This is a genomic window from Brachybacterium tyrofermentans, from assembly GCF_039526165.1.
GTDB lineage: Bacteria > Actinomycetota > Actinomycetes > Actinomycetales > Dermabacteraceae > Brachybacterium > Brachybacterium tyrofermentans.
On record NZ_BAAAIR010000007.1, the window covers coordinates 32,775 to 55,160 of the forward strand.

The window sequence follows — 22,386 nt, forward strand, 5'->3', positions numbered from 1 at the left end:
TCCCGGGGGGAGGCCGTCAGCCTTCGCAGAAGGAGGGCAGCAGGCTCGGCTCGGCGCCGACGGGGCACGGGTTGAAGGTGAAGATCACCAGGGTGCCCAGGACGACCGTCACGACGACCGCGAAGTACAGCAGGCCCTTGAGGGTCAGCCGCAGCGTGGAGCTGCGCGCGTAGTCGTTGATGATCGTGCGCACGCCGTTGCCGCCGTGGATGAGGCCGAGCCAGAGCATCAGGAGGTCCCAGACCTGCCAGAACGGGTTGGCCCATTTGCCGCCGACGAAGGCGAAGTCGATGCCCTTGACGCCCTCGCCGAGCCACAGGTTCACGAAGAGGTGGCCGAAGACGAGGATCACGAGCAGGACACCGGAGATGCGCATGAACAGCCACGACATCATCTCGGTGTTGAGACCGCGCTGGCCGGTGCGGCGGTAGCGCGTGGTGGGATCAGGAATCGAGGTTGCAGACTGTGCACTCATCATCAGGCTCCGAACATGTGCATGAGCTGACGGGGGACGAAGCCGACCATCAGGACGGCCCAGACGATCACGACGCCCCAGAACAGGGCCCGCTGATGCGTGGTGCCCTTGGACCAGAAGTCCACGAGGATGATGCGCAGGCCGTTGAGGGCGTGGAACACGATCGCGGCGACGAGTCCGATCTCGCCGAGACCGAACACGATGGTCTTGTAGTGGCCGATCACCTCGTTGTATGCCTCAGGGGAGACCCGCACCAATGCGGTATCGAGGACATGCACGAGCAGGAACAGGAAGATGAGCATTCCCGAGATGCGGTGAGCGACCCAGGACCACATGCCTTCGCGACCGCGATACAGCGTCCCGGATTTGGCTGATGCCACGGAGTTCCTCCAGAAGCGACGGGTGAACGCCGGGAACGGGATGCATCACCGAAGTGGTGGGGCGCGCGGACCCCCGGGGCGTGCCCGGACGGCCTTCGCGGCGCTCGAGGCACCCCGTGGGCACCTGGTTCACGACACGGCGACATCATCATCGCCCCCGACAGGGGCAGAGCCAGCGTAGCACCGTGATGTGCAGGTCGGGGGCACCCTGCGGGGCCCGACGACACATCCCGATGCCCCTGCCGCTGGCGGGTTCCGGGCCCGGATACCCTGGGCAGATGCCTGAGGCTCCGTTCATCCCCGTGATCCCGGCCGGCGGTGCCGGCACCCGATTGTGGCCGCTCTCACGCCGTGCCCGACCGAAGTTCCTCCTGGATCTCACCGGGAGCGGCACCTCGCTCCTGCAGCAGACGGTGCAGCGCCTGGCGCCGTTGGCCGACAGCCCACCGATCATCGTCACCGGGGGCGCGCAAGCCGGGGCGGTGCGGGTGCAGCTGGACGAGATGGGCTCCCCGGGGTCCGGCGTGCGGGCCCGAATCATCACCGAGCCCTCCCCGCGCAGCTCGATGCCGGCGATCGCGCTCGCGGCCGCGCTCGTGGAGCACGAGGAGCCCGACGCGGTGATCGGCTCCTTCGCTGCGGACCATCTGATCTCCGCGCCGGAGGACTTCGCCCGAGACGTCGCGGCCGCGCGCCAGGTCGCGGAGCTCGGCTACCTCGTCACCCTCGGGATCCGGCCGACGTCACCGGCGACCGGCTTCGGCTATATCGAGCAGGCCCCGGCAGAACAGCATCCGGCAGGACCCGGCACGGATCCTGCGGCATGTCGTGCGCTCGGCGCCCTCCCCGTCTCGCGGTTCGTGGAGAAGCCGGATCTGGACACGGCCGAGCGGTTCGTCGCGGCCGGGACCTTCTTCTGGAACGCCGGGATGTTCGTCGTGCGTGCCCGGGTGCTGCTCGACGAGCTCGCTGTGCAGATCCCCGGCCTCGCCCGGGGCGTGCGGGAGATCGCCGCGGCCTCCGGCACCGAGAAGTATGACGAGGTGCTGGCACGGAACTGGCCCACCCTGACCTCGATCGCGATCGACCATGCCCTCGCCGAGCCTCTCGCAGCGGCGGGACGGGTCGCCGTGGTGCCGGCCTCCTTCGGCTGGGACGACGTCGGCGATTTCGCCGCGCTCGCCCGCCAGCTGCGCGAGTGGGGGCCCGACGCAGACGGCTCGGATGTCCGGGTGCTGGGCACCTCGACGGTCGATGCCATCGGCTCTGCGGCCACGGTGTACGGTTCCACCGATCGTCACATCGCCCTGGTCGGGCTGCAGGGCATCAGCATCGTGGACACCGAGGACGCCCTGCTGGTGCTCGCCGACGATCATGCACAGGACCTCACCCGGCTCGTCGACCTGCTCGACGAGCATGGTCGTGGACGCCTGCGCTGATCGCGGCGGGACATCGCACAGCTGGACACGGCAGAGAAGGCATCGAGGATCAGTGGCACGAGGGAGTGGACAGGTGGAGCAGCCGCAGCAGGTCCTGCTGGGAACCGCGGAGCAGCGGTCGATGCTGGGACCCGAGGGTCTCATCGCGCGCACGATCGCCGAGAAGGCCGACGAGCTGCGCGACGTGCGCCGTCACCTCCACCGTCATCCCGAGCTCTCTCACGAGGAGCACGCCACGACCGACTACGTCGTGGACCGGCTCTCCGCGCTCGGGCTGTCCCCGCAGCGGCTCGCGAGCACCGGGGCGATCTGCGACATCCCCGGCAGCGAACCGGATCTCGCGCCGATCGCCCTGCGCGCGGACATGGACGCCCTCGGCATCCCGGAGCTGTCCACCGTGTCCTACCGCTCCACGGTCGAGGGCGTCTCCCACGCCTGTGGCCATGACGTGCACATGAGTGCCGTGCTCGGCGCGGCGACGGCCCTCGTGCGCGTCGCCGACGCCGGTGCGCTGCGGCGCGGGGTGCGCCTGGTGTTCCAGCCGTCGGAGGAGATGCATCCCTGCGGGGCGCTGGACCTCATCGGCCAGGGCGTCGTGGACGGTGTCGACTCGATCCTCGCGCTGCACTGCGACCCGGGCGTGGACGTCGGCCACATCGGGCTCAAGTCCGGGCCGATCACCTCGGCCACCGACCCGGTGTCGATCCACGTGCGCGGAGCGGGCGGCCACACCTCGCGTCCGCACCTGACCCAGGACCTCGTGTACGCGCTCGGCTCGATCGCGACCCAGCTCCCCGCGGCACTGACCCGCCGGATGGATCCTCGCTCCGGGGTGAACCTCACCTGGGGGAGCATCCATGCAGGGTCCGCGTTCAACGCGATCCCCAGCAACGGCACCCTCGAAGGAACTCTGCGGTGCCTGGACCACGACGCCTGGGACAGGGCCGAGGAGCTGCTGGAGTCGGTCCTCGCGGACCTCGTGCGTCCCTGGGGCGTCGAGGCCCGGGTGGACCATGCTCGTGGAGTGCCGCCGGTCTCCAACTCGACCACCAGCGTCGATGTGCTCACGGCCGCCGTCACCAGCGTGCTGGGCCACGAGAACCTCGATCCCACCGCGCAGTCCCTGGGCGGGGAGGATTTCGCCTGGTATCTCGAGAAGGTTCCCGGTGCTCTGGCGCGTCTGGGGACCAGGACCCCGGGCGGGCGCACGTACGACCTCCACATGGGGGACCTGATGATCGACGAGCGCGCCATCGGCATCGGTGCCTCGGTGCTCGCGAGCGCGTGCGTGCAGCGGGACCTCGCCGTCAGCTGATCTGTCGACCCGTCATCGGTGCGGCCCCATCGAGGGTCGGACCGCTGACCTGCCAGCCCGTTGGGGTCCCGACCCGCTGATCGTCCGGTCGCGTGCTCTTCCGGTCGACGGACTCTCCGCGTTGTCACCGTTCGTTCAGCAGGGCGTGGCATCCGCGTCGATTTCATAACGGTTCATACTCAGCGTCGATGAGGGCCTCCTGGAGCCTCCGCGCACGGCTATGGTCCGAGGCGGAACGCGACAATGCTGTCGCCCGAGACCTACCGGGGCCCGATCGGCCCCGACTCTCCAGCGGAGGAACCCCCATGAAGAGCATTACGCGTGCGCTCGCCCTCACCGGGGCCGGCGTCCTCACCCTCGCATCGTGCGGCACAGCGCCCGAGGAGGGCGGCGGCAGCGGCGGCAGCGATGCCGGCGGCGCCTCGAGCGACTACAAGGCCTGCATGGTCTCGGACTCGGGCGGCTGGGACGACAAGTCCTTCAACGAGTCGAGCCACAACGGTCTCAAGGCCGCTGTCGAGAACCTCGGCATCGACCAGGCTGAGGCGGAATCCACCACTGACTCCGATTTCGCCCCGAACATCAACAACATGGTCACGCAGGGCTGCGACCTGATCGTCACGGTCGGCTTCCTGCTGGCCCCGGCCACCGGCGCCGCCGCCGAGGCCAACGCGGACACCGACTTCGCGATCGTCGACTCCACCGCACAGGACGCCGACGGCAACCCGGTCGAGCTCGACAACGTCAAGCCGCTCGAGTTCAACACGGCTGAGGCCGCGTTCCTGGCCGGCTACCTCGCCGCGGGCATGACCGAGACCGGGAAGGTCGCCACCTACGGCGGCATGGATCTTCCGACCGTCACGATCTTCATGGACGGCTACGCCGATGGCGTCGCCTACCACAACGAGTCCAAGGGCACCGACGTCGAGGTCCTCGGCTGGAACAAGGAGACCCAGAAGGGCTCCATCGTGGGCTCCTTCGACGACCAGTCCAAGGGCAAGGCCGTCTCCGACGAGTTCTACAACGCCGGCGCGGACATCATCATGCCGGTCGCCGGACCGGTCGGTGCAGGCACCCTCGCCTCCGCCAAGGAGGGCGAGGATCGCACCGTGATCTGGGTCGACTCCGACGGCTTCGAGACGAACGCGAGCGACAAGGACGCCCAGGACGTCATCCTCACCTCCGTGATGAAGGAGATGGACACCGCGGTCGAGGACGTCATCACCACCTCTGCCGACGGCAAGTTCGACGCGACCTCGTACGTGGGCACCCTCGAGAACGGCGGCGTGGGCCTGGCCCCGTTCCATGAGTTCGAGGACGACGTCCCCGAGGAGCTCTCCGCCGAGCTCGAGACCCTCAAGCAGGACATCATCGACGGCACGGTGACTGTCGAGTCCGAGGCCTCGCCCAAGGCTGCCTGACCCCTCCGGAGAACGGCGGTCCCGGCCCCACCCGGGCCGGGACCGCCTCCTCCTGATCGCTCGGCCGATGATCTCGGCCGTCGCCGACGGAAGCGAGAGATGTGAAGCTCGAACTGCGCGGGATCACGAAGACCTTCGGGTCCTTCGTGGCCAATGACGCGATCGACCTGGTCGTCGAACCCGGGGAGATCCACTCCCTGCTGGGGGAGAACGGCGCCGGGAAGTCCACCCTGATGAACGTGCTGTACGGGCTGTACCGACCCGACGGCGGCCAGATCGTCATCGACGGGAAGCCCGTCTCCTTCTCCGATCCCGGTGACGCCATGGCGGCCGGCATCGGGATGGTCCACCAGCACTTCATGCTGGTCCCCGTCTTCACGGTGGCCGAGAACATGGTGCTCGGCCACGAGCCGACCAAGGGCGGCCTGCTCGACCTGGGTGCGGCCCGCACGCTCGTGCGTGAGATCTCCGCGCGGTTCGGCTTCGAGATCGATCCCGACGCCCTCGTCGAGAACCTCCCCGTCGGCGCACAGCAGCGCGTCGAGATCATCAAGGCTCTCAGCCGTCGGGCCGAGGTGCTCGTGCTGGACGAGCCCACCGCCGTGCTGACCCCGCAGGAGACGGACGAGCTGATGGCGATCATGCGCCAGCTGCGGGACGAGGGCACCTCGATCGTCTTCATCACCCACAAGCTTCGTGAGGTCAAGGCGGTCTCCGACCGCATCACCGTGATCCGCCGCGGCAAGGTCGTCGGCGAGGCGGACCCCTCCGCGGACCAGGCGGAGCTCGCCTCCCTCATGGTCGGCCGTCAGGTCTCCCTCGCCCAGGACAAGATCGAGGCGACCCCGGGCGAGATCGCCCTGCAGGTCACCGATCTGCGGGTGACGGACAGCGCCGGCGTGCGCACCCTGGACGGCGTCACCTTCGACGTCCGCCATGGCGAGGTGCTCGCCATCGCCGGTGTCCAGGGCAATGGGCAGACGGAGCTCGCCGAGGCACTCCTGGGGCTCGAGGACACCGTGCACGGCTCGGCGACCCTGGAGGGCCGCGAGCTCGTGGGCCGCAGCACCAAGCAGGTGCTCGATGCCGGGGTCGGCTTCGTCCCCGAGGACCGCACCCATGACGCCCTGATCCCGGACTTCTCGGTCGCCGAGAACCTCGTGCTGGACCAGCACGACCGCCGGCCCTTCGGCAGCGCAGTCGCCATGTCCCTGCGGGCCGTGCGGGAGAACGCGGAGCGCCTGATCCCCGAGTTCGACGTGCGCACCCAGTCCGCCGACTCCGCCGTCTCCGCGCTGTCCGGAGGCAACCAGCAGAAGGTCGTGATGGCCCGCGCCCTGCACCGCGAGCTCGCCCTGCTGATCGCCTCCCAGCCCACGCGCGGCGTCGACGTCGGCTCGATCGAGTTCCTCCACCGCCGGATCCTCGACGAGCGTGACAAGGGCACCCCCGTCATCATCGTCTCCACCGAGCTGGACGAGGTCACCCAGCTGGCGGACCGCATCGCCGTGATGTACCGCGGCCAGATCCTCGGGATCGTCCCCGGGGACGAGGACCGCGACGTGCTCGGCCTGATGATGGCCGGCTACACGGTCGACGCCGCCCGTGAGGCCGTCGCCGCCGGTGCGCGCACCACCGACTCGCAGCTCGCCGACGAAGGAGAGATCGTATGACCGCCGTCGTCGACCCCGAGAACACCAGCTCCGCCCCGGGGGTAGGGGCCGGGAGCAACGACGCGCCGCCGCCCCCCGAGCAGCAGGCCGAGGACCGCCTCCGCGGGACCCTGCAGAAGATCGCCCGCGGGGACCTGCTCGTGGTGGTCATGAGCTTCATCTTCGCCTTCCTCATCGGATCCGTGCTCATCGTCATCGCCGACACGGAGGTGCGGGAGACGTTCAGCTACTTCCTGGATCGCCCGTCCGACGCCTTCACCGCGATCTGGCAGTCGGTGACCCAGGCGTACGGGGCCATGTTCCGCGGGGCGGTGTTCGACGGCGTCGGATACTCCCGGGTCGCCGATGACCTCCGCGCAGCGGGCGGGAGCGGAACCTACGTCCTCCTCCCCGCGCTCGCCGCCGGCCTGCGGCCGCTCACCGAGACCCTGACCGTCGCCACGCCGCTGATCATCGCGGCCGCCGGCATGGCGGTCAGCTTCCGCGCCGGGCTGTTCAACATCGGCGGCACCGGCCAGCTCATCGTGGGCGCGATGGCCGCCGGATACATCGGCTTCACCTGGGATCTGCCCATCGTCGTGCACCTGCTGATCGCCCTGCTCGGCGGCCTGCTCGCCGGCGCGGTCTGGGGCGGCATCGCCGGCTTCCTCAAGGCGCGCTTCGGCGCCAACGAGGTCATCAGCACGATCATGCTGAACTGGATCGCCACCTATCTGCTGTTCTTCGCACTGAAGACCGCGGCCTTCACCGGGGCCAACCAGTCCCAGCCGACCTCACCCTCGATCTCCGACTCTGCCGTCCTCCCGCAGCTGCTCGGCTCCGGCTTCCGGCTGCACGCCGGACTGTTCCTCGCCGCCGGCGCCGCCGTGCTGCTGTGGTGGCTGATGAGCCGCTCCACGCTCGGCTTCCAGTTCCGGGCCGTCGGCTCGAACCCTCGCGCGTCGCGGGTCGCCGGCATCTCCCCGTCCCGCACCGCCTTCCTGGTGCTGACCGTGGCCGGTGGCCTCGTCGGCCTCGCCGGCGCCGTGCACGTGCTGGGCACCGAGAAGCGACTCACCGAGGGCGTCGCCGGCAGCATCGGCTTCGATGCCATCACGGTCGCTCTGCTCGGGCGCTCCGGCCCGGTCGGTGTGGTCCTGGCCGGGCTGCTGTTCGCCGGTCTGTCCACCGGTGGCCGCTTCATGGAGAGCAGCCAGGGCGTCCCGCTGGACCTCGTGCAGGTCATCCAGGTCCTCGTGGTGCTGTTCATCGCGGCACCGCCCCTCGTGCGCACCCTCATCGGCCTGCGCCGTGTCGACCACCCCTCCACCGGAGCCCGGGGGCGCACCGCCCGACGGACGATGGCCGGCAGCACGTCGACCTCGGCGTCGAACTCAGACTCGACGTCGATCTCGGACTCGATGTCGACCTCGACGACGTCCCCGCCCTCGGCGTCGTCGGCGGATCCCGGCACGAGTGCGGCCGGTGATCTCCCGCCGGGCAGCACACCGGAGGGATCGCCCGGTCGCTCACCGGACCCGGCGGGACGTCACGAAGGAGCTCACCGAGACCCCAGTGCCCCATCTCCCGATGCCCCCTCCTCCGACTCCTCGCCGCGGACAGCACCTCCCGCCGGTGACGTCGAAGATCCCACCGACGCGACGGGAGATCAGCGATGACCGCCACGCCCACCGTGGCCCCGGACGACTCCGAGGTCCAGAAGAAGGTCACCGACGAGCGCCCCGACAGCTGGTGGCACCTCCCGCTCACCACCACCGTGCTCGGCCTCATCGCGCTGGTGTTCTTCGGCCTGCGCGGGGTCCCCGGCGCGGAGTCGTCCTTCGCCCTGGCCCGTGAGGGCGACCTCAACCCCCTCGGTCTGATCCCGGAGCGGATCACCGTGCCCTCGATCGGCGGGGCCGTGGCCCTGGCCGTGATCGCGCTGGCGGCATCGGCGGCGCTGTGGGTGCTCCACGCCCGCGCGGCCCGTCCCCGGCCCGCCGCACGCCTCGGCCTCATCGCCGTCTTCGCCGTGAGCTGGATCCTCGCCTTCATGACCTGGGTGATCTCCGAGCGCGCACTGGACGTGGCCACTCTCCTCCAGGGCACGCTCGCCCTTGCGGTCCCCCTTGCCTTCGGCGCCCTGTCCGGTGTGCTCTCCGAGCGTGCGGGAGTCATCAACATCGCGATCGAGGGGCAGCTGCTCTTCGGGGCGTTCGGCGCGGCGCTCGTGGGCTCCCTCGCCGGAAGCGCCTGGGTGGGTCTGATCGCCGCACCGATCATGGCCCTCGTGATGGGTGCCCTGCTGGCCATGTTCGCCGTCGGCTACCGGGTGCAGCAGATCATCGTGGGCGTGGTGCTGAACGTGCTCGCCATCGGCGTCACCTCGTTCTTCTTCGGCACCGTGATGCGGCAGAACCCGGGTCAGTTCAACTCGCCCCTGCGCCTGCCGACCCTGCGCATCCCGGTCCTGGCGGACATCCCCGTGATCGGCCGCGTGCTGTTCGAGCAGAACATCCTCGTGTACCTGATGTGGATCATCGTCGCCGGCCTCACGATCGCTCTGTTCCGCACCCGCTGGGGCCTGCGCGTGCGCGCCGTGGGCGAGCACCCGCGCGCCGCGGACACCGTCGGCATCCCCGTGAACCGCACCCGGTGGATCAACGTGATGCTCGGCTCCGCCGTCGCCGGACTCGGCGGCGCCACGCTCACCATCGGCACCGGGGTCGCCTTCGGCGAGGAGATGTCCGCCGGCAAGGGGTACATCGCCCTCGCCGCGATGATCCTGGGCCGATACCACCCCGTGGGCGCTCTGCTGGCCGCGCTCACCTTCGCCTTCGCGGATTCCCTGCAGCTGCGTCTGGGGACGATGTCCGCCGCGGAAGGGGGCGTCTCCATCCCGGGCGACTTCCTCCTCATGCTCCCGTACGTCGTGGCGCTGTTCGCCGTCGCCGGCGTCGTGGGCCGGGTGCGGGTCCCGGCGGCCAACGGCGTCCCGTACGTCAAGCAGTGAGGTCGTCGCACAGTGGGAACTTCAGTGGGAGCTTCAGTGAGGACGTCACGCAGTGAGGACGTCGCGCCATGAGAACTTCGGCGAGCAGTGGGACCATCGACCTATGAGCACCTCACAGACCGCAGGCACCGATCCCGCCGGGACCGAACACGACGTCGAGGTGGACGGTGACGTCGACTTCACGGAGCTGCTCGCCGCGGCCCGAGAGGTCGCTGAGAACGCCTACGCGCCGTACTCCCGCTTCCGGGTGGGCGCGGCGGGCCTGACGACCGATGGTCGCCTGGTGCGGGGCTGCAACGTGGAGAACGCCGGCTACGGCGTCACCCTCTGCGCCGAGTGCGGCATGATCAGCGAGCTCGTCGCCGGGGGCGGCGGGCGGCTCTCGCGCTTCGTCTGCGTGGGCGGGGACGAGCACCTCTCCCGCGAGGAGCGCGCCGTGGTGATGCCCTGCGGGCGCTGTCGCCAGCTGCTGTCCGAGCACGCCGCCGAGGATCTCGTGGTCCTCACCCCCGAGGGTCCGCGGACCATGGCGCAGGTGCTGCCCCAGGCCTTCGGCCCCTCCGACCTCCAGGTGTGAGCCGGCGGCAGCACGCGTCAGCAGGAGGCAGCGCCGGCCAGAACCGATTCCAGCCCAGCACCCAGCAGAACCCGGCGAGACCCAGCAGGTCCCAGCGAGACCCAGCAGAACCCCGCCGGGACCTGACCTCACAGACCACTACGACACGACGATCCGACCTCCCCGCGATTCCAGGAGACCTTCCATGACCACTGCATCTGCCGGCTCGACCGGAACCTCTCCCGCCGTCGAGCCCTTCGACGTCGTCGACGTCATCCGCACCAAGCGCGACGGCCAGGCGCTCGCCGACGGCCAGATCGACTGGGTGATCGACGCCTACACCCGCGGCGTGGTCGCCGAGCAGCAGATGGCGGCGCTCGCGATGGCGATCTTCCTGCGCGGGATGGAGCGGTCGGAGATCGCCCGCTGGACTAACGCGATGATCGCCAGCGGCGAGCGGATGGACTTCCAGGCGCTCTCGAAGCCGACGACGGACAAGCACTCCACCGGCGGCGTGGGCGACAAGATCACCCTGCCGCTGGCGCCCCTGGTGGCGAGCTTCGGGGTGGCCGTGCCGCAGCTGTCCGGGCGCGGGCTGGGCCACACCGGCGGCACGCTCGACAAGCTCGAGGCGATCCCCGGGTGGCGCGCGGACCTCAGCAACGCCGAGATGATGGCTCAGCTCGAGAGCGCCGGCGCCGTGATCTGCGCCGCCGGCTCGGGCCTCGCCCCGGCCGACAAGAAGCTCTACGCCCTGCGCGACATCACCGGGACCGTCGAGGCGATCCCGCTGATCGCCAGCTCCATCATGTCCAAGAAGATCGCCGAGGGCACAGCCGCGCTGACTCTGGACGTGAAGACCGGAGCCGGTGCCTTCATGAAGGACGAGGCGGATGCGCGCGAGCTCGCCCGCACCATGGTGGAGCTCGGCACCGACGCCGGGGTGCACACCGTCGCGCTGCTGACCGACATGTCCGCACCGCTGGGACGCACCGCGGGCAACGGCCTCGAGGTGCGCGAATCCCTCGAGGTGCTCGCCGGCGGCGGCCCGGCGGACATCGTGGAGCTCACCTGCGCACTGGCCCGCGAGATGCTGGATGCGGCCGGGGTGCACGATGCCGACGTGGAGGCCGCACTGGCCGACGGTCGGGCGATGGACTCCTGGCGCGCGATGATCTCCGCCCAGGGCGGGGACGTCGACGCCCCGCTGCCGGTCGCGAAGCACGTCGAGGATCTCCGGGCCACCGAGGACGGTGTCGTCACCGGTCTCGACGCGATGGGCGTGGGCGTGGCCGCCTGGCGTCTGGGGGCCGGCCGCTCCCGCCCGGGGGAGGCCGTGCAGGCCGCCGCCGGCGTGGAGATCGAAGCGCACATCGGCGACGAGGTGAAGGCCGGCGACGTCCTGGCCCGCCTGCACACCGACACCCCGGAGCGGATGCCCCGGGCGCTCGAGTCGATCGACGGGTCCTGGACCCTCGCCGCCCCCGGCACCACGGTCCGCGCGCGGAAGATCGTGATGGACCGCATCGCCTGACCGCATCCGTCTGACCGCATTGCCTGAGTGCTGAGTGCTGAGTGCTGAGTGCTGAGCGCCGGGAACTGGGCCCGGGTCCTGGATCCTGAGCCCTGGGTCCCGGGGCCTACAGCGCCCGCAGCGCCGGCAGGATGTGCTCGACCATGAGCGGCGCCAGCCGGGCGCCGGTGCCGGGCTCGCCGATCTGCACCCAGCGGTGATCGGCGAGCTCGGCCTGCACGATGATCGGCTCCGGCAGCGGCGTGCGACAGATGAACACCGTCGAGCACACCATCGTGTTCGGCTCGTTCGCGGCGACCGCCTCGAAGTCGCCCAGCGGCGCGAGGTCCTCGGGAGCCAGCGTCACGCCGATCTCCTCGGCGACCTCGCGGATCGCCGCCTCCTGAGCGCTCTCGTCGGCCTCGAGCTTGCCGCCGACCTGCATATAGGAGCCGGTGCCGCGCTTGCGCACCGCCAGCACCTCGGTGCCGTGCGTCCCCTCGCGCAGGAAGCACACCGCCGTGATCCGCAGGACGTCCCCGGCGCGTGCGGCGTGCGCGTGCCGCTGCTCGCAGTCCGCGACGCCGGTGAGCCGATGCAGCCAGCGGGTCCCGGCGTGCAGTCCTTCGGGACGCATCCCGGCTCGGCTCCAGCCCTCGAGATCGGCGCGCTGGTCCCGAGCCAGGCCCCATCCCCGGCGCAGCAGGGTCAGGGGAGGCTTGCGGTTCTGGCGCAGATCCCTCACGAGCCGCAGAGCGAACACGACGGGGGTGGGGCGGTGCAGCACGATGGCGTCGGCCAGGAGGCCGGCCGCCGCGAGCGGGGCGATCAGCTCGGCGGCGAAGATTCCCTCGGCGATGATCAGCGGCGCGTCCCCGGCCACGACCTGCGTGGTCCCGGTGCGGCGCGAGGCGGAGATCGAGTACTCCGGGACTTCGGCGGCGCCGTCATGGGCGAGAGCCGTCAGCGCCTCGAGAGCGGCGCCGGCGTTCCATGAGGCGGGATCGTCCCAGTCGACGATGCCGAAGCGGCGGGGGAGGCCGGGATCGTCGTGCTCGCGATAGAAGTCGTCGAGCCCCAGGACCGGAAGCCCGGATCGTCGTGACATGACACCCTTGCCGCTCCCTGACGGGCCGGCGAGCAGGACGATGCGGCGGGGCGCGCGGGAGGGGGCGGGAGCAGTGGTCACGACCGCCGATTCTAGGCGCTCGGGGGAGCGCGGAGGGCGGCCTCACGGGCATCGGGGCGCACCTGTGATGGCCTCCTCAGAGCGTCGCTCATGGGAAGATCTCCCTATGACCACTCTCGATCGCGCACAGCTCGCACCCCTCATCGATCACACCCTCCTGAAGCCCGAGGCGACCCGCGCGGATGTCGACGCGCTCGCCCGCGAGGCCGAGCAGCTCGGCACCTACTCGATCTGCGTCTCCCCGTCGATGCTGCCCGTGGAGACCACGGTCAAGGTCGCCACCGTGTGTGGCTTCCCGTCCGGCCAGCACGCCCCGGCGATCAAGGCCGCCGAGGCCGCGGACTCCGTGGCCAAGGGCGCCGACGAGGTCGACATGGTCCTCAACGTGGGCCTCGCCCGCTCCGGGGACTTCGCCGCCGTCGAGGCCGAGATCCGCGCCGTGCGCGACGCCGCTCCGACGCCCGTCGTGCTGAAGGTGATCATCGAATCCGCCGCGCTGGAGGACGAGCAGATCGTCGGCGTGTGCGAGGCCGCGGAGCGCGCCGGCGCCGACTTCGTGAAGACCTCCACGGGCTTCCACCCCGCCGGGGGCGCGAGCGAGCACGCCGTGCAGCTGATGCGCGCCACCGTGGGCGACCGACTCGGCGTGAAGGCCTCCGGCGGTATCCGAACCCGCGAGGCAGCCGAGGCGATGGTCGCCGCCGGTGCGAGCCGCCTGGGCCTGTCCTCCTCGAAGGCCATCCTCGACGGCGGCACCGGCACCGGGTACTGATCTCCGGGAGCCCGAGTGCCCCGGGGAGCCCGTCAGCGCAGTGCGGACAGGCTCCCCGTCAGGTCTCGTCCCCGGAGCGCTCAGCGTCAGGAGCGCTCCGGAGGCGACCTCGGTGCCGAGTCTGTGCCCTCAGACCTGCGCGAGCGCCCTCAGGCCTGACCGAGCACCCCGCGCAGCTCGTCCTTCAGCTGCGCCAGGCGCTCGCCGGCATGCTGGCGGATCGTTGCCATCTCCGGCGCGGACGTTCCCGCGGGAACGTCCTGGACGACCTCCAGATAGCACTTGAGCTTCGGCTCGGTGCCCGAGGGGCGCACCACCACGCGGGTGTCCTCGGCGCTGAGCAGCAGCATCCCCTCGGTGGGCGGCAGGCCCGTCGACTCGACCGAGCCCTGGGACAGGTCCTGGGTGGTGACCACCTCGGAGCCCAGCAGCGCGGTGGGCGGGGCGGAGCGCAGCTGCTGCATCATGGCGGGGATCTGCGCGAGGTCCTCCACCCGGATGGACAGCTGCGAGGTGGCGAACAGACCGTGCGCCGCGGCGAGCTCATCGAGCCGGCCGATCAGCGTGGTGCCCTCCGCCTTCGCGAGAGCCGCCATCTCCGCGACCATCAGCCCTGCGGAGAGGCCGTCCTTGTCCCGCACCACCTCGGGCAGCACGCAGTAGCCGATCGCCTCCTCGTAGCCGAAGACGATGCCGGGGGCACGGGCGATCCACTTGAAGCCCGTCAGCGTGGTGGGGGAGTCCACCCCGACGGCCTCGGCGATCTTTCCCAGCCAGCGGCTGGAGACGATCGAGCGGGCGAAGGCCCCGCGATAGCCGTGCCGACGGATCAGATGGTCGCCGAGCAGAACTCCCAGCTCGTCACCGGTGAGCATCCGCCAGTCGCCCAGATGCGGGTCGAGCACGGCTGCGGCACAGCGATCGGCGTCGGGGTCGTTCGCGATCACGACGTCGGCCTCGACCGTGCGGGCCAGCTCGAGCGCCAGATCGATCGCTCCGGGCTCCTCGGGGTTGGGGAAGGCGACCGTGGGGAAGTCCGGATCAGGGTCGGCCTGCTTGGCGACCGTGTGCACCTCGGCGAAGCCGCTGCGGTGCAGCGCCGCGAGCGCCGTCTCGGTGCCCACGCCATGCATCGCCGTGTGCACGATCCGCACGTCGCGGGGCCCCTGGAGATCGGGAAGGGCGCAGATAGCCGCGAGATAGTCCTCGCGCAGCTGCTCCCCCAGCAGCTCCCAGCCGGCGTCGGCCACCGGGATGTCCAGCACGGGGCCGACGGCGGCGATGCGAGCGGCGATCTGCCCGTCCGAGGGTGGCACGATCTGGACGCCCTGTCCGTCGGACTCCTGGGCCCGGCCTCCGAGATACACCTTGTAGCCGTTGTCGGCCGGCGGGTTGTGGCTCGCCGTGACCACGATGCCCGCGTCGGCGCCCAGCTGGCGCACGCCGAAGGCGACCAGCGGTGTGGGGCCGAAGCGCTCCAGCAGCTGCACGCGGCAGCCGGCCGCCGTCATGATCGCGGCGGAGCGCAGCGCGAAGTCCTGCGAGTTGTAGCGGGCGTCGTACCCGATCACCACCAGGGGCGCCGCGAGCTCGAGATCGCCCAGAAGATGGTCGGCGAGACCACGGGCGGCGCGGGAGACCACCGCGAGGTTCATCCGGTTCGGGCCGGGACCCATCCGGCCCCGCAGACCGGCCGTGCCGAACTCGAGGTCACCGGAGAAGGCATCGGCGATCTCGTCGATCGCGGCCTCTCCGCCGGAGACGGCCTGCTCGAGCAGCGAGCTGAGAGCGGAGCGCGTGGCCGGATCGGGATCGTCCGCGAGCCAGGCCTCGGAGCGCCTGCGCAGGGCCTGGTCCAGCGCGGTCATCACGACTGCTCCCCGGAGGTGGAGGTGGAGGTGGAAGCGGCCGAGGACGGTGCGCCCCCGGTGATGCGACGGACCGTCTCGGCGAGCAGCGCCGAGATCCGCGGACCGGCGTCCCGCCCCGCCTCGAGCACCTCCTCGTGGCTGAGCGCCTGGGCGCTGATGCCCGCGGCGAGGTTCGTGACCAGGGAGATCCCGAGCACGTCCATCCCGGCCTCGCGGGCGGCGATCGCCTCGAGCGCGGTGGACATGCCCACCAGGTGCGCTCCGATGGTCCGGGCCATCTGCACCTCGGCGGGGGTCTCGTACGTCGGCCCCTGGAACTGCATGTAGACGCCCTCGTCGAGCGAGGAATCGACCTCCCGGGCGATGTCGCGCAGCGCCGGGGTGTACAGATCAGTGAGGTCCACGAAGTTCGCTCCGGACAGGGGAGTGGCACCCGTGAAGTTGATCTGGTCGCTGATCAGCACCGGAGTGCCCGGGGTCCAGGACGGGTCGATGCCGCCGCAGCCGTTGGTCAGCACCATCGTGCGGGCCCCCGTGGCCGCGGCGGTGCGCACGCCGTGCACCACGACGCCGACCCCGGCCCCTTCGTAGAAGTGGGTGCGGGCACCGAGCACCAGTGCACGGGCATCGCTGCCCTCGACACGGATCGAGCGGAGTGTCCCGATGTGGCCGGCGACGGCCGGCGGGCGGAAGCCCGGGATGGTGGTGGCGTCGGCCTGCCACACGGTCTCCCCGAGCAGGTCCGCGGCACCGGCCCAGCCGGACCCCAGGACCAGGGCGAGATCATGGGAGGCCACCCCGCTGGCCTCGGCGATCGCGGCAGCGGCGTCGCGGGCGAGCAGGTACGGGTCAGAGGCGGTTTCAGTCATGGATCGAAGGTAACGCAGCCACGCCCCGCACAACACCGGAACCGGGCCCCTGTCGAGCCTTCTGAGACACAATGGAGACGTGAGCGATCCCAGCACTGCCCTTCCGTCCGACCCCCATCGAGTGACCCGTTCCGGTGACCGCACGCGGGTCGTGATCATCGGCGGCGGACCGGGCGGCTACGAGGCCGCGCTCACCGCCGCCCGGCACGGCGCCGATACGGTGCTCATCGAGGACCGTGGGCTCGGCGGGGCCGCAGTGATCACCGATGTGGTCCCCTCCAAGACCCTCATCGCCACCGCCGACGTGCTCGACCAGGTGGCCACCTCCCAGGAGCTCGGCATCCGCCAGGCCGACGACGGCTCCGCCCCGGGGACCGGGGCCCTGACCGTGGACCTCGCGGCGGTGAACGCTCGCGTCCAGCGGCTCGCGACCGCGCAGTCCGAGGACGTCCGCATCTCCCTGCGCGAGGCCGGGGTCCGCGTGATCGAGGGCCGCGGCCGGCTGCTGGGACCGGCCACCGTCGAGATCCGGGACGGCGCGGGGGAGGACGCCGCGGTGCTCGAGCCCGCCTGCGAGGCGGACGTGATCCTGCTCGCCGTCGGTGCCCGTCCCCGCGAGCTGGACTCCGCCCCCTGCGACGGCGAGCGGATCCTGAACTGGACCCAGCTGTACACCCTCGAGGAGCTGCCCGAGCACCTGATCGTCGTCGGCTCCGGGGTCACCGGCGCCGAGTTCGCGAGCGCCTATCGCGCCCTCGGCAGCGAGGTCACCCTGGTCTCCTCCCGGGAGAAGGTGCTGCCCGGCACCGACGGGGACGCCGCCGACGTGCTCGAGGACGCCTTCGCCCGCCGCGGTGTCACCGTGCGCTCACGAACCCGTGCCGCGTCCGCGCACCGCACCGAGAACGGGGTGGTGGTCACGCTCACCTCGGGGGAGGAGATCGCCGGCAGCCACGTGCTGATGGCACTCGGCGGAATCCCCTGGACGGGCGAGCTCGGCCTCGAGCAGGCCGGGGTGCGCGTGAAGGACAGCGGCCATATCGACACCGACCGCGTCTCCCGCACCAGCGTGCGGGGCATCTACGCCGCCGGCGACTGCACCGGGGTGTACCCGCTCGCCTCGGTGGCCGCGATGCAGGGACGCATCGCCATGCATCACGCCCTGGGCGATGCGGTCTCCCCGCTGATCTCCACGCAGGTGTCCTCAGCGATCTTCACCAGCCCGGAGATCGCGGTGGTGGGCGTGAGCGAGCAGGACGTCGCCGACGGGGTCCTCGCCGGCGAGGTGCTCGTGCTGGGCCTGGACACGAACCCGCGCGCCAAGATGCAGGGACTGAGCGAGGGCTTCGTGAAGCTGATCGTGCGCTCCGGGTCGCACACCGTGATGGGGGCCGTGGTGGTGGCCCCACGGGCGAGCGAGCTGATCCTGCCGTACACGCTCGCGGTCGCCCACCGGCTCACCGCGGAGCAGGTCTCCGGGACGTTCACGGTGTACCCCTCGCTCACGGGGTCCCTGGCCGAGGTGGCGCGACGGGCGAGCCAGGCTGGCACGGACTAAGGCGTCGCCCGTCAGTCCTCGATGGAGCAGAGCACGGCGCCCGCGGAGACGGTCGCCCCGATCTCGGCGCCGAGGCTTTTGATGACCCCGGAGCGGTGCGCGGTGATGGGCTGCTCCATCTTCATGGCCTCGAGCACGACGAGGAGGTCCCCGTCAGAGACGCTCTGGCCCTCTTCGGCGACCACCTTCACGATGGTCCCCTGCATGGGGGCTGTGACCGAGTTGCCGTTGGCCGCGGACTCGCCGACGGACTTGTGCTGGCGCTTGCGGCGCGAGCGCACGGCGGCCTGCGGCGCACGCAGCGAGGCGGGGAGGCTGATCTCGACCCGGCGACCGTCGACCTCGACCACGACGGCCTCGCGGTCCTCCGCCTCCTCGGGCTGCGACGGCAGCGGGGCCGCGGGCAGCTCGTTGTGGAACTCGGTCTCGATCCAGCGGGTGTGGACCGTGAACGGCTCCTCCGGGTCCTGCGGCGCGAAGGCAGGATCCTCGACGACCGCGCGGTGGAAGGGCATCACCGTGGGGATCCCCTCGACGTGGAACTCGGCGAGGGCCCGACGGGAGCGCTCGAGCGCCTCCTGGCGCGTGGCGCCGGTGACGATGAGCTTGGCGAGCATCGAGTCGAAGGCGCCGGAGATCTCGTCACCCGCGCGCACGCCGGTGTCGACGCGCACGCCAGGGCCGGAGGGCATCTCGTACCGGTGGATGCGCCCTGGTGCGGGCATGAAGCCGCGGCCCGGGTCCTCGCCGTTGATGCGGAACTCGAAGGAGTGTCCGCGCGACGTCGGATCCTCGGAGCTGATGGTGCCGCCGGCGGCGATGCGCAGCTGCTCGCGCACCAGGTCCACGCCGGCGACCTCCTCGGTGACCGTGTGCTCGACCTGGAGACGGGTGTTGACCTCGAGGAACGAGATGGTGCCGTCGATCCCCACCAGGAACTCGCAGGTGCCGGCGCCGACATATCCGGCCTCGCGCAGGATCGCCTTGGAGGATGACACCAGCTGCGCGTTCTGCTGGGCGGTGAGGAAGGGGGCGGGCGCCTCCTCGACGAGCTTCTGGTGGCGGCGCTGGAGCGAGCAGTCACGGGTGGAGACCACCTGGACGTTGCCGTGCATGTCGGCCAGGCACTGGGTCTCGACGTGCCGGGGCGAGTCGAGGTAGCGCTCCACGAAGCACTCGCCGCGACCGAAGGCGGAGACCGCCTCGCGCACCGCGGAGTCGAACAGCTCGCGCACCTCGGACTCCTCGCGGGCGACCTTCAGGCCGCGGCCGCCGCCGCCGAAGGCCGCCTTGATGGCGATCGGCAGGCCGTGCTCCCGCGCGAAGTCGACGACCTCGTCGGAGTTCTGGACGGGGTCCTTGGTGCCGGCCACCAGCGGAGCGCCGGCCTTCTGGGCGATGTGACGTGCCGAGACCTTGTCGCCGAGCTTCTCGATGGCCGACGGCGGCGGCCCGATCCAGGTGAGCCCGGCGTCGGTGACGGCCTGGGCGAAGTCGGAGCGCTCGGAGAGGAAGCCGTAGCCGGGGTGGATGGCGTCGGCGCCGGAGCGCTTCGCGATGTCCAGGATCTTGTCGACGACCAGGTAGGAGCTCGCGGCGGTGGTGCCGCCGAGGGCGTAGGCCTCATCGGCGATCTGCGTGTGCAGGGCGTCGCGATCGGGGTCGGCGTACACGGCGACGGTGCGCAGCCCGGCGTCCCGGCAGGCCCGCGCGATCCGCACCGCGATCTCTCCACGGTTGGCGATCAGCACCGTGGACAGCGGGCGGGGCTTGGAAGAGCGTGCGGGCATGGGGGAGGGTTCCTTCCGGGAGTCAGCAGTGGCCGAGTCTAGTACCGAGAGCGCTCAGGCGGACGCAGGGCGGGGCGTGGTGCCTGGTGAATCGGCCGTCGCCGGTGCGGGCAGTGCGGAGTCCCACAGCTCGTGGATGCCGATCCCGATCTCCGCGAGCAGACGGCGCAGCAGCGGCAGGGACAGCCCGACCACCGCATGGGGGTCCCCGGAGACGCCCTCGAGGAAGGGGCCGCCCAGGCCGTCGATCGTGAATCCGCCGGCCACGCCGAGCGGTTCGCCGGTGGCGACGTACGCCTCGATCTCCTCGTCGGACAGCTGGGCGAAGGTGACCTCGCAGCTCGCCGTGGCGCCGAAGGTGGCCCCGGTGCCGCCGTCCTCCTCATCGCGGTCGTCGACCAGCCAGTGACCGGAGTGCAGGATGCCGGTGCGCCCGCGCATCGCCTGCCAGCGGGCGGTGGCCCGCTCGGCCGTGCGCGGCTTGCCGATGACCTCGCCGTCGAGCTCGAGCATCGAGTCGCAGCCGAGCACCACATAGCCGCCATCGCTGCGGGAGGTCGCCGCCACGGCCTTCTCACGGGCCAGCAGCAGCACCTCGTCCGCCGGGGTCAGCGCGTCCTCCGGCTCCCCGGTCGCGGCGGCCCGCTCACGCGCGGCCTCGAGGATCGCCTCCTCGTCGAGGTCCACAGGCAGGGTGCCGTGCTCGATCCGGGCGGCGCGCAGCGTGGCGCGGCGCCCGGCCGAGGCGGAGGCGAGCAGGAGCAACGGATCATGGTCGGGGGTCAACTGCTCCGGGGACGCCTGCTCTGGGGTGGTCTGATCCGGGGTCGTCATGACAGGGCTCCTTCGAGGACGGACAGCGGCAGGCTCCCCAGCTCGAGGGCCTGACGGTGGAAATCGCGGGCGGGCAGGGCGGACTGCGCGCGCAGCTGCTCCCAGACCCGCTGGCCGATCTTGTAGGACGGCGCCTGTCCGGGCCAGCCCAGGTAGCGGTTCAGCTCGAAACGCTGCTCCGCCTCGGTGACTCCCCAATGGGCGCTCATGAAGTCCCAGGCCGTGTCGTAGGTCCAGTCGCCGCCGGCGGATCCGGCGAGATCCTCCGGCATCGACAGGCCGACGTGGAGACCGATGTCGAGCACGACGCGACCGGCTCGCAGGCGCTGCGCGTCGAGCATGCCGAGCCGGTCCCCGTCGTCGGAGAGGTATCCGAGCTGGTCCATCAGGCGCTCGGCGTACAGGGCCCAGCCCTCGCCGTGCCCCGAGACCCAGCACATCATCGCGCGCCAGCGGTTCAGGGTGGAGGCCTGCATGGTCTGGGTGCCGACCTGCAGATGATGGCCGGGGACGCCCTCGTGGTAGACCGTGGTGGTCTCCAGCCAGGTGTGGAACTCGGTGGTGGACGCCGGGACGTCCCACCACATGCGGCCGGGCCGGGTGAGGTCCTCGCTGGGGCCGGTGTAGTAGATGCCGCCGGACCCGGTGCGGGCGATGCGGCACTCCAGGCGCCGCAGCGGATCGGGGATGTCGAAGTGGGTGCCGGCGAGCTCCTCGATGGCGCGATCGCTGAGGTCCTGCATCCAGCTGCGAAGCGCCTCGGTGCCGTGCAGGATCCGGGCCGGATCGCTGTTCAGGCTCGCCTTCGCCGCCTCGACCGAGCTCCCGCCGCCGTTGCCGTGGCGGTCGTTGATCCGGCGGGCGACCTCCTCCTGCTCGGCGACCACCGAGCGGAGCCCCTCGATGCCCCAGGCGTAGGTCTCGTCGAGATCGATCTCGGTGCCCAGGAAGGTGCGCGAGGACAGCAGGTAGGCGTCGCGGCCCACCGCGTCGGCCTCCGGGGCGTGCGGGACCAGGGCGGTCAGCTCCTCGGCGAGCGCGAGATAGCCGTCGGCCGCGGTGCGCGCAGCCTCGGCGACCCGGGTGCGCTGGGCGTCGTCCCCCTGGGCCTGCGCGGCGAACTCGGCGAAGAAGCCGTCCTTCGCGGCGAAGCCGCGGGCCTGCTCCGCGCCGAGCAGGAGCTGGCGGCGAGCCGAGACCACGCCGTGGTCCGCCGCCTCTCGGAGCGACTGCGCCCAGCTGGACAGGGATCGGGGCATCGCGTCTAGACGCTGGGCGATCACCTGCCAGTCCTCGGCGGTGTCGGTGGGCATCTGATCGAGCACATCGCGGGACTGCAGCGGGGAGGCGAGGTTGTTGACGGTGGCGATGTCCAGGCGCCGCTCGGCGCGCTCGATCTCGAGGCCGAGGCGCTCGGTCAGGGCGGCGCGGGTGACCGCGTCAGTGGCGTCCTTATCCGGGACCCTCGCGAGGCTCGCCAGCAGGCCGCGCGCCGCCTCGGTCCGCTCCGACACGGCCCCGGGGGAGTAGTCGGTGACCTCGGTGTCGTGCCCGGCGATGCCGAGCTCGGTGGCCAGGAACGGATCCAGGCGGACGCTGAGATCGACGTAGTCGTCGGCGAGGCGGTCCAGGGCGGACGCCGTGCGCGCGGGCTGGGGTGAGGGGGTCTCGGGCATGTCCGCGAGTCTAGTGCCGCACGAGGTGCTGGGCCGGTCCCGGCACGGCGCTCGACGCTCGGT

At 71.2% G+C, this 22,386-nt stretch carries 18 protein-coding genes; 10 read left to right on the forward strand and 8 right to left on the reverse strand.

The window, feature by feature from the left end; genetic code table 11:
- Window positions 1–16: 16 nt before the first annotated feature.
- On the reverse strand, window positions 17–475 hold the full coding sequence (gene sdhD, locus ABD093_RS02220; RefSeq protein WP_193117449.1) for a succinate dehydrogenase, hydrophobic membrane anchor protein: 459 nt from the start codon (window positions 473–475) through the stop codon (window positions 17–19).
- 2 nt (window positions 476–477) lie between these two features.
- On the reverse strand, window positions 478–855 hold the full coding sequence (gene sdhC / locus ABD093_RS02225) for a succinate dehydrogenase, cytochrome b556 subunit (protein WP_193117448.1): 378 nt from the start codon (window positions 853–855) through the stop codon (window positions 478–480).
- 278 nt (window positions 856–1,133) lie between these two features.
- Here sdhC and ABD093_RS02230 point away from each other — a divergent pair, with 278 nt between their 5' ends.
- The 8 genes from ABD093_RS02230 (at window position 1,134) to ABD093_RS02265 (ending at window position 11,785) form a co-directional block, all read left to right on the forward strand.
- On the forward strand, window positions 1,134–2,294 hold the full coding sequence (locus ABD093_RS02230; RefSeq protein ID WP_193117447.1) for a mannose-1-phosphate guanylyltransferase: 1,161 nt from the start codon (window positions 1,134–1,136) through the stop codon (window positions 2,292–2,294).
- A gap of 73 nt (window positions 2,295–2,367) precedes the next feature.
- Window positions 2,368–3,609 (forward strand): amidohydrolase, encoded by a 1,242-nt coding sequence (locus tag ABD093_RS02235; RefSeq protein ID WP_193117446.1) that lies wholly within the window; start codon window positions 2,368–2,370, stop codon window positions 3,607–3,609.
- Between the two features lie 305 nt (window positions 3,610–3,914).
- Entirely contained in the window at window positions 3,915–5,030 is a 1,116-nt protein-coding gene (locus ABD093_RS02240; RefSeq protein ID WP_193117445.1) for a BMP family lipoprotein, read from the forward strand.
- A 101-nt stretch (window positions 5,031–5,131) separates the two neighbouring features.
- Window positions 5,132–6,703, forward strand: a complete 1,572-nt coding sequence (locus ABD093_RS02245; RefSeq protein WP_193117444.1) for an ABC transporter ATP-binding protein — start codon at window positions 5,132–5,134, stop codon at window positions 6,701–6,703.
- A complete protein-coding gene (locus ABD093_RS02250; protein WP_193117443.1) occupies window positions 6,700–8,361 on the forward strand; it encodes an ABC transporter permease in 1,662 nt (553 codons plus the stop codon). The genes ABD093_RS02245 and ABD093_RS02250 overlap by 4 nt, the downstream gene beginning before the upstream one ends.
- Complete coding sequence (locus ABD093_RS02255; protein ID WP_193117442.1) at window positions 8,358–9,695, forward strand: ABC transporter permease; 1,338 nt, start codon at window positions 8,358–8,360, stop codon at window positions 9,693–9,695. Before ABD093_RS02250 ends, ABD093_RS02255 begins: the two co-directional genes overlap by 4 nt.
- A gap of 103 nt (window positions 9,696–9,798) precedes the next feature.
- A complete protein-coding gene (locus ABD093_RS02260) occupies window positions 9,799–10,272 on the forward strand; it encodes a cytidine deaminase (protein ID WP_343922173.1) in 474 nt (157 codons plus the stop codon).
- A 184-nt stretch (window positions 10,273–10,456) separates the two neighbouring features.
- Window positions 10,457–11,785, forward strand: coding sequence for a thymidine phosphorylase (locus ABD093_RS02265; protein WP_193117440.1), 1,329 nt, complete (start codon window positions 10,457–10,459; stop codon window positions 11,783–11,785).
- A 106-nt stretch (window positions 11,786–11,891) separates the two neighbouring features.
- Here ABD093_RS02265 and ABD093_RS02270 read toward each other — a convergent pair whose 3' ends face one another.
- Window positions 11,892–12,953 carry an NUDIX domain-containing protein gene (locus ABD093_RS02270; RefSeq protein ID WP_319021566.1) on the reverse strand — a complete coding sequence of 354 codons (1,062 nt, stop codon included), beginning with the start codon at window positions 12,951–12,953 and terminating at the stop codon, window positions 11,892–11,894.
- A gap of 106 nt (window positions 12,954–13,059) precedes the next feature.
- Between ABD093_RS02270 and deoC the strand changes: the two genes are divergently transcribed.
- Window positions 13,060–13,725: a deoxyribose-phosphate aldolase gene (gene deoC, locus ABD093_RS02275; protein WP_193117439.1), complete on the forward strand. Its 666-nt coding sequence runs from the start codon at window positions 13,060–13,062 to the stop codon at window positions 13,723–13,725.
- A gap of 149 nt (window positions 13,726–13,874) precedes the next feature.
- Here the strand turns inward: deoC and ABD093_RS02280 are convergent, their stop codons facing one another.
- Window positions 13,875–15,593, reverse strand: coding sequence for a phospho-sugar mutase (locus ABD093_RS02280; protein WP_193117438.1), 1,719 nt, complete (start codon window positions 15,591–15,593; stop codon window positions 13,875–13,877).
- Window positions 15,593–16,465, reverse strand: a complete 873-nt coding sequence (locus ABD093_RS02285; protein ID WP_343922177.1) for a purine-nucleoside phosphorylase — start codon at window positions 16,463–16,465, stop codon at window positions 15,593–15,595. Before ABD093_RS02285 ends, ABD093_RS02280 begins: the two co-directional genes overlap by 1 nt.
- Window positions 16,466–16,544: 79 nt before the next feature.
- On the opposite strand from ABD093_RS02285, the gene ABD093_RS02290 reads away from it, so the two are divergent.
- Window positions 16,545–18,023, forward strand: coding sequence for an NAD(P)H-quinone dehydrogenase (locus tag ABD093_RS02290; RefSeq protein WP_193117436.1), 1,479 nt, complete (start codon window positions 16,545–16,547; stop codon window positions 18,021–18,023).
- Between the two features lie 11 nt (window positions 18,024–18,034).
- Here the strand turns inward: ABD093_RS02290 and ABD093_RS02295 are convergent, their stop codons facing one another.
- Genes ABD093_RS02295 through ABD093_RS02305 form a run of 3 tightly spaced genes read right to left on the reverse strand, consistent with a single transcriptional unit; the run spans window position 18,035 to window position 22,323 of the window.
- Window positions 18,035–19,813, reverse strand: a complete 1,779-nt coding sequence (locus ABD093_RS02295; RefSeq protein ID WP_226850026.1) for an acetyl/propionyl/methylcrotonyl-CoA carboxylase subunit alpha — start codon at window positions 19,811–19,813, stop codon at window positions 18,035–18,037.
- 54 nt (window positions 19,814–19,867) lie between these two features.
- Window positions 19,868–20,647, reverse strand: coding sequence for a Maf family protein (locus ABD093_RS02300; protein WP_193117435.1), 780 nt, complete (start codon window positions 20,645–20,647; stop codon window positions 19,868–19,870).
- Entirely contained in the window at window positions 20,644–22,323 is a 1,680-nt protein-coding gene (locus tag ABD093_RS02305) for a DUF885 domain-containing protein (RefSeq protein ID WP_193117434.1), read from the reverse strand. The genes ABD093_RS02300 and ABD093_RS02305 overlap by 4 nt, the downstream gene beginning before the upstream one ends.
- Window positions 22,324–22,386 lie beyond the last annotated feature (63 nt).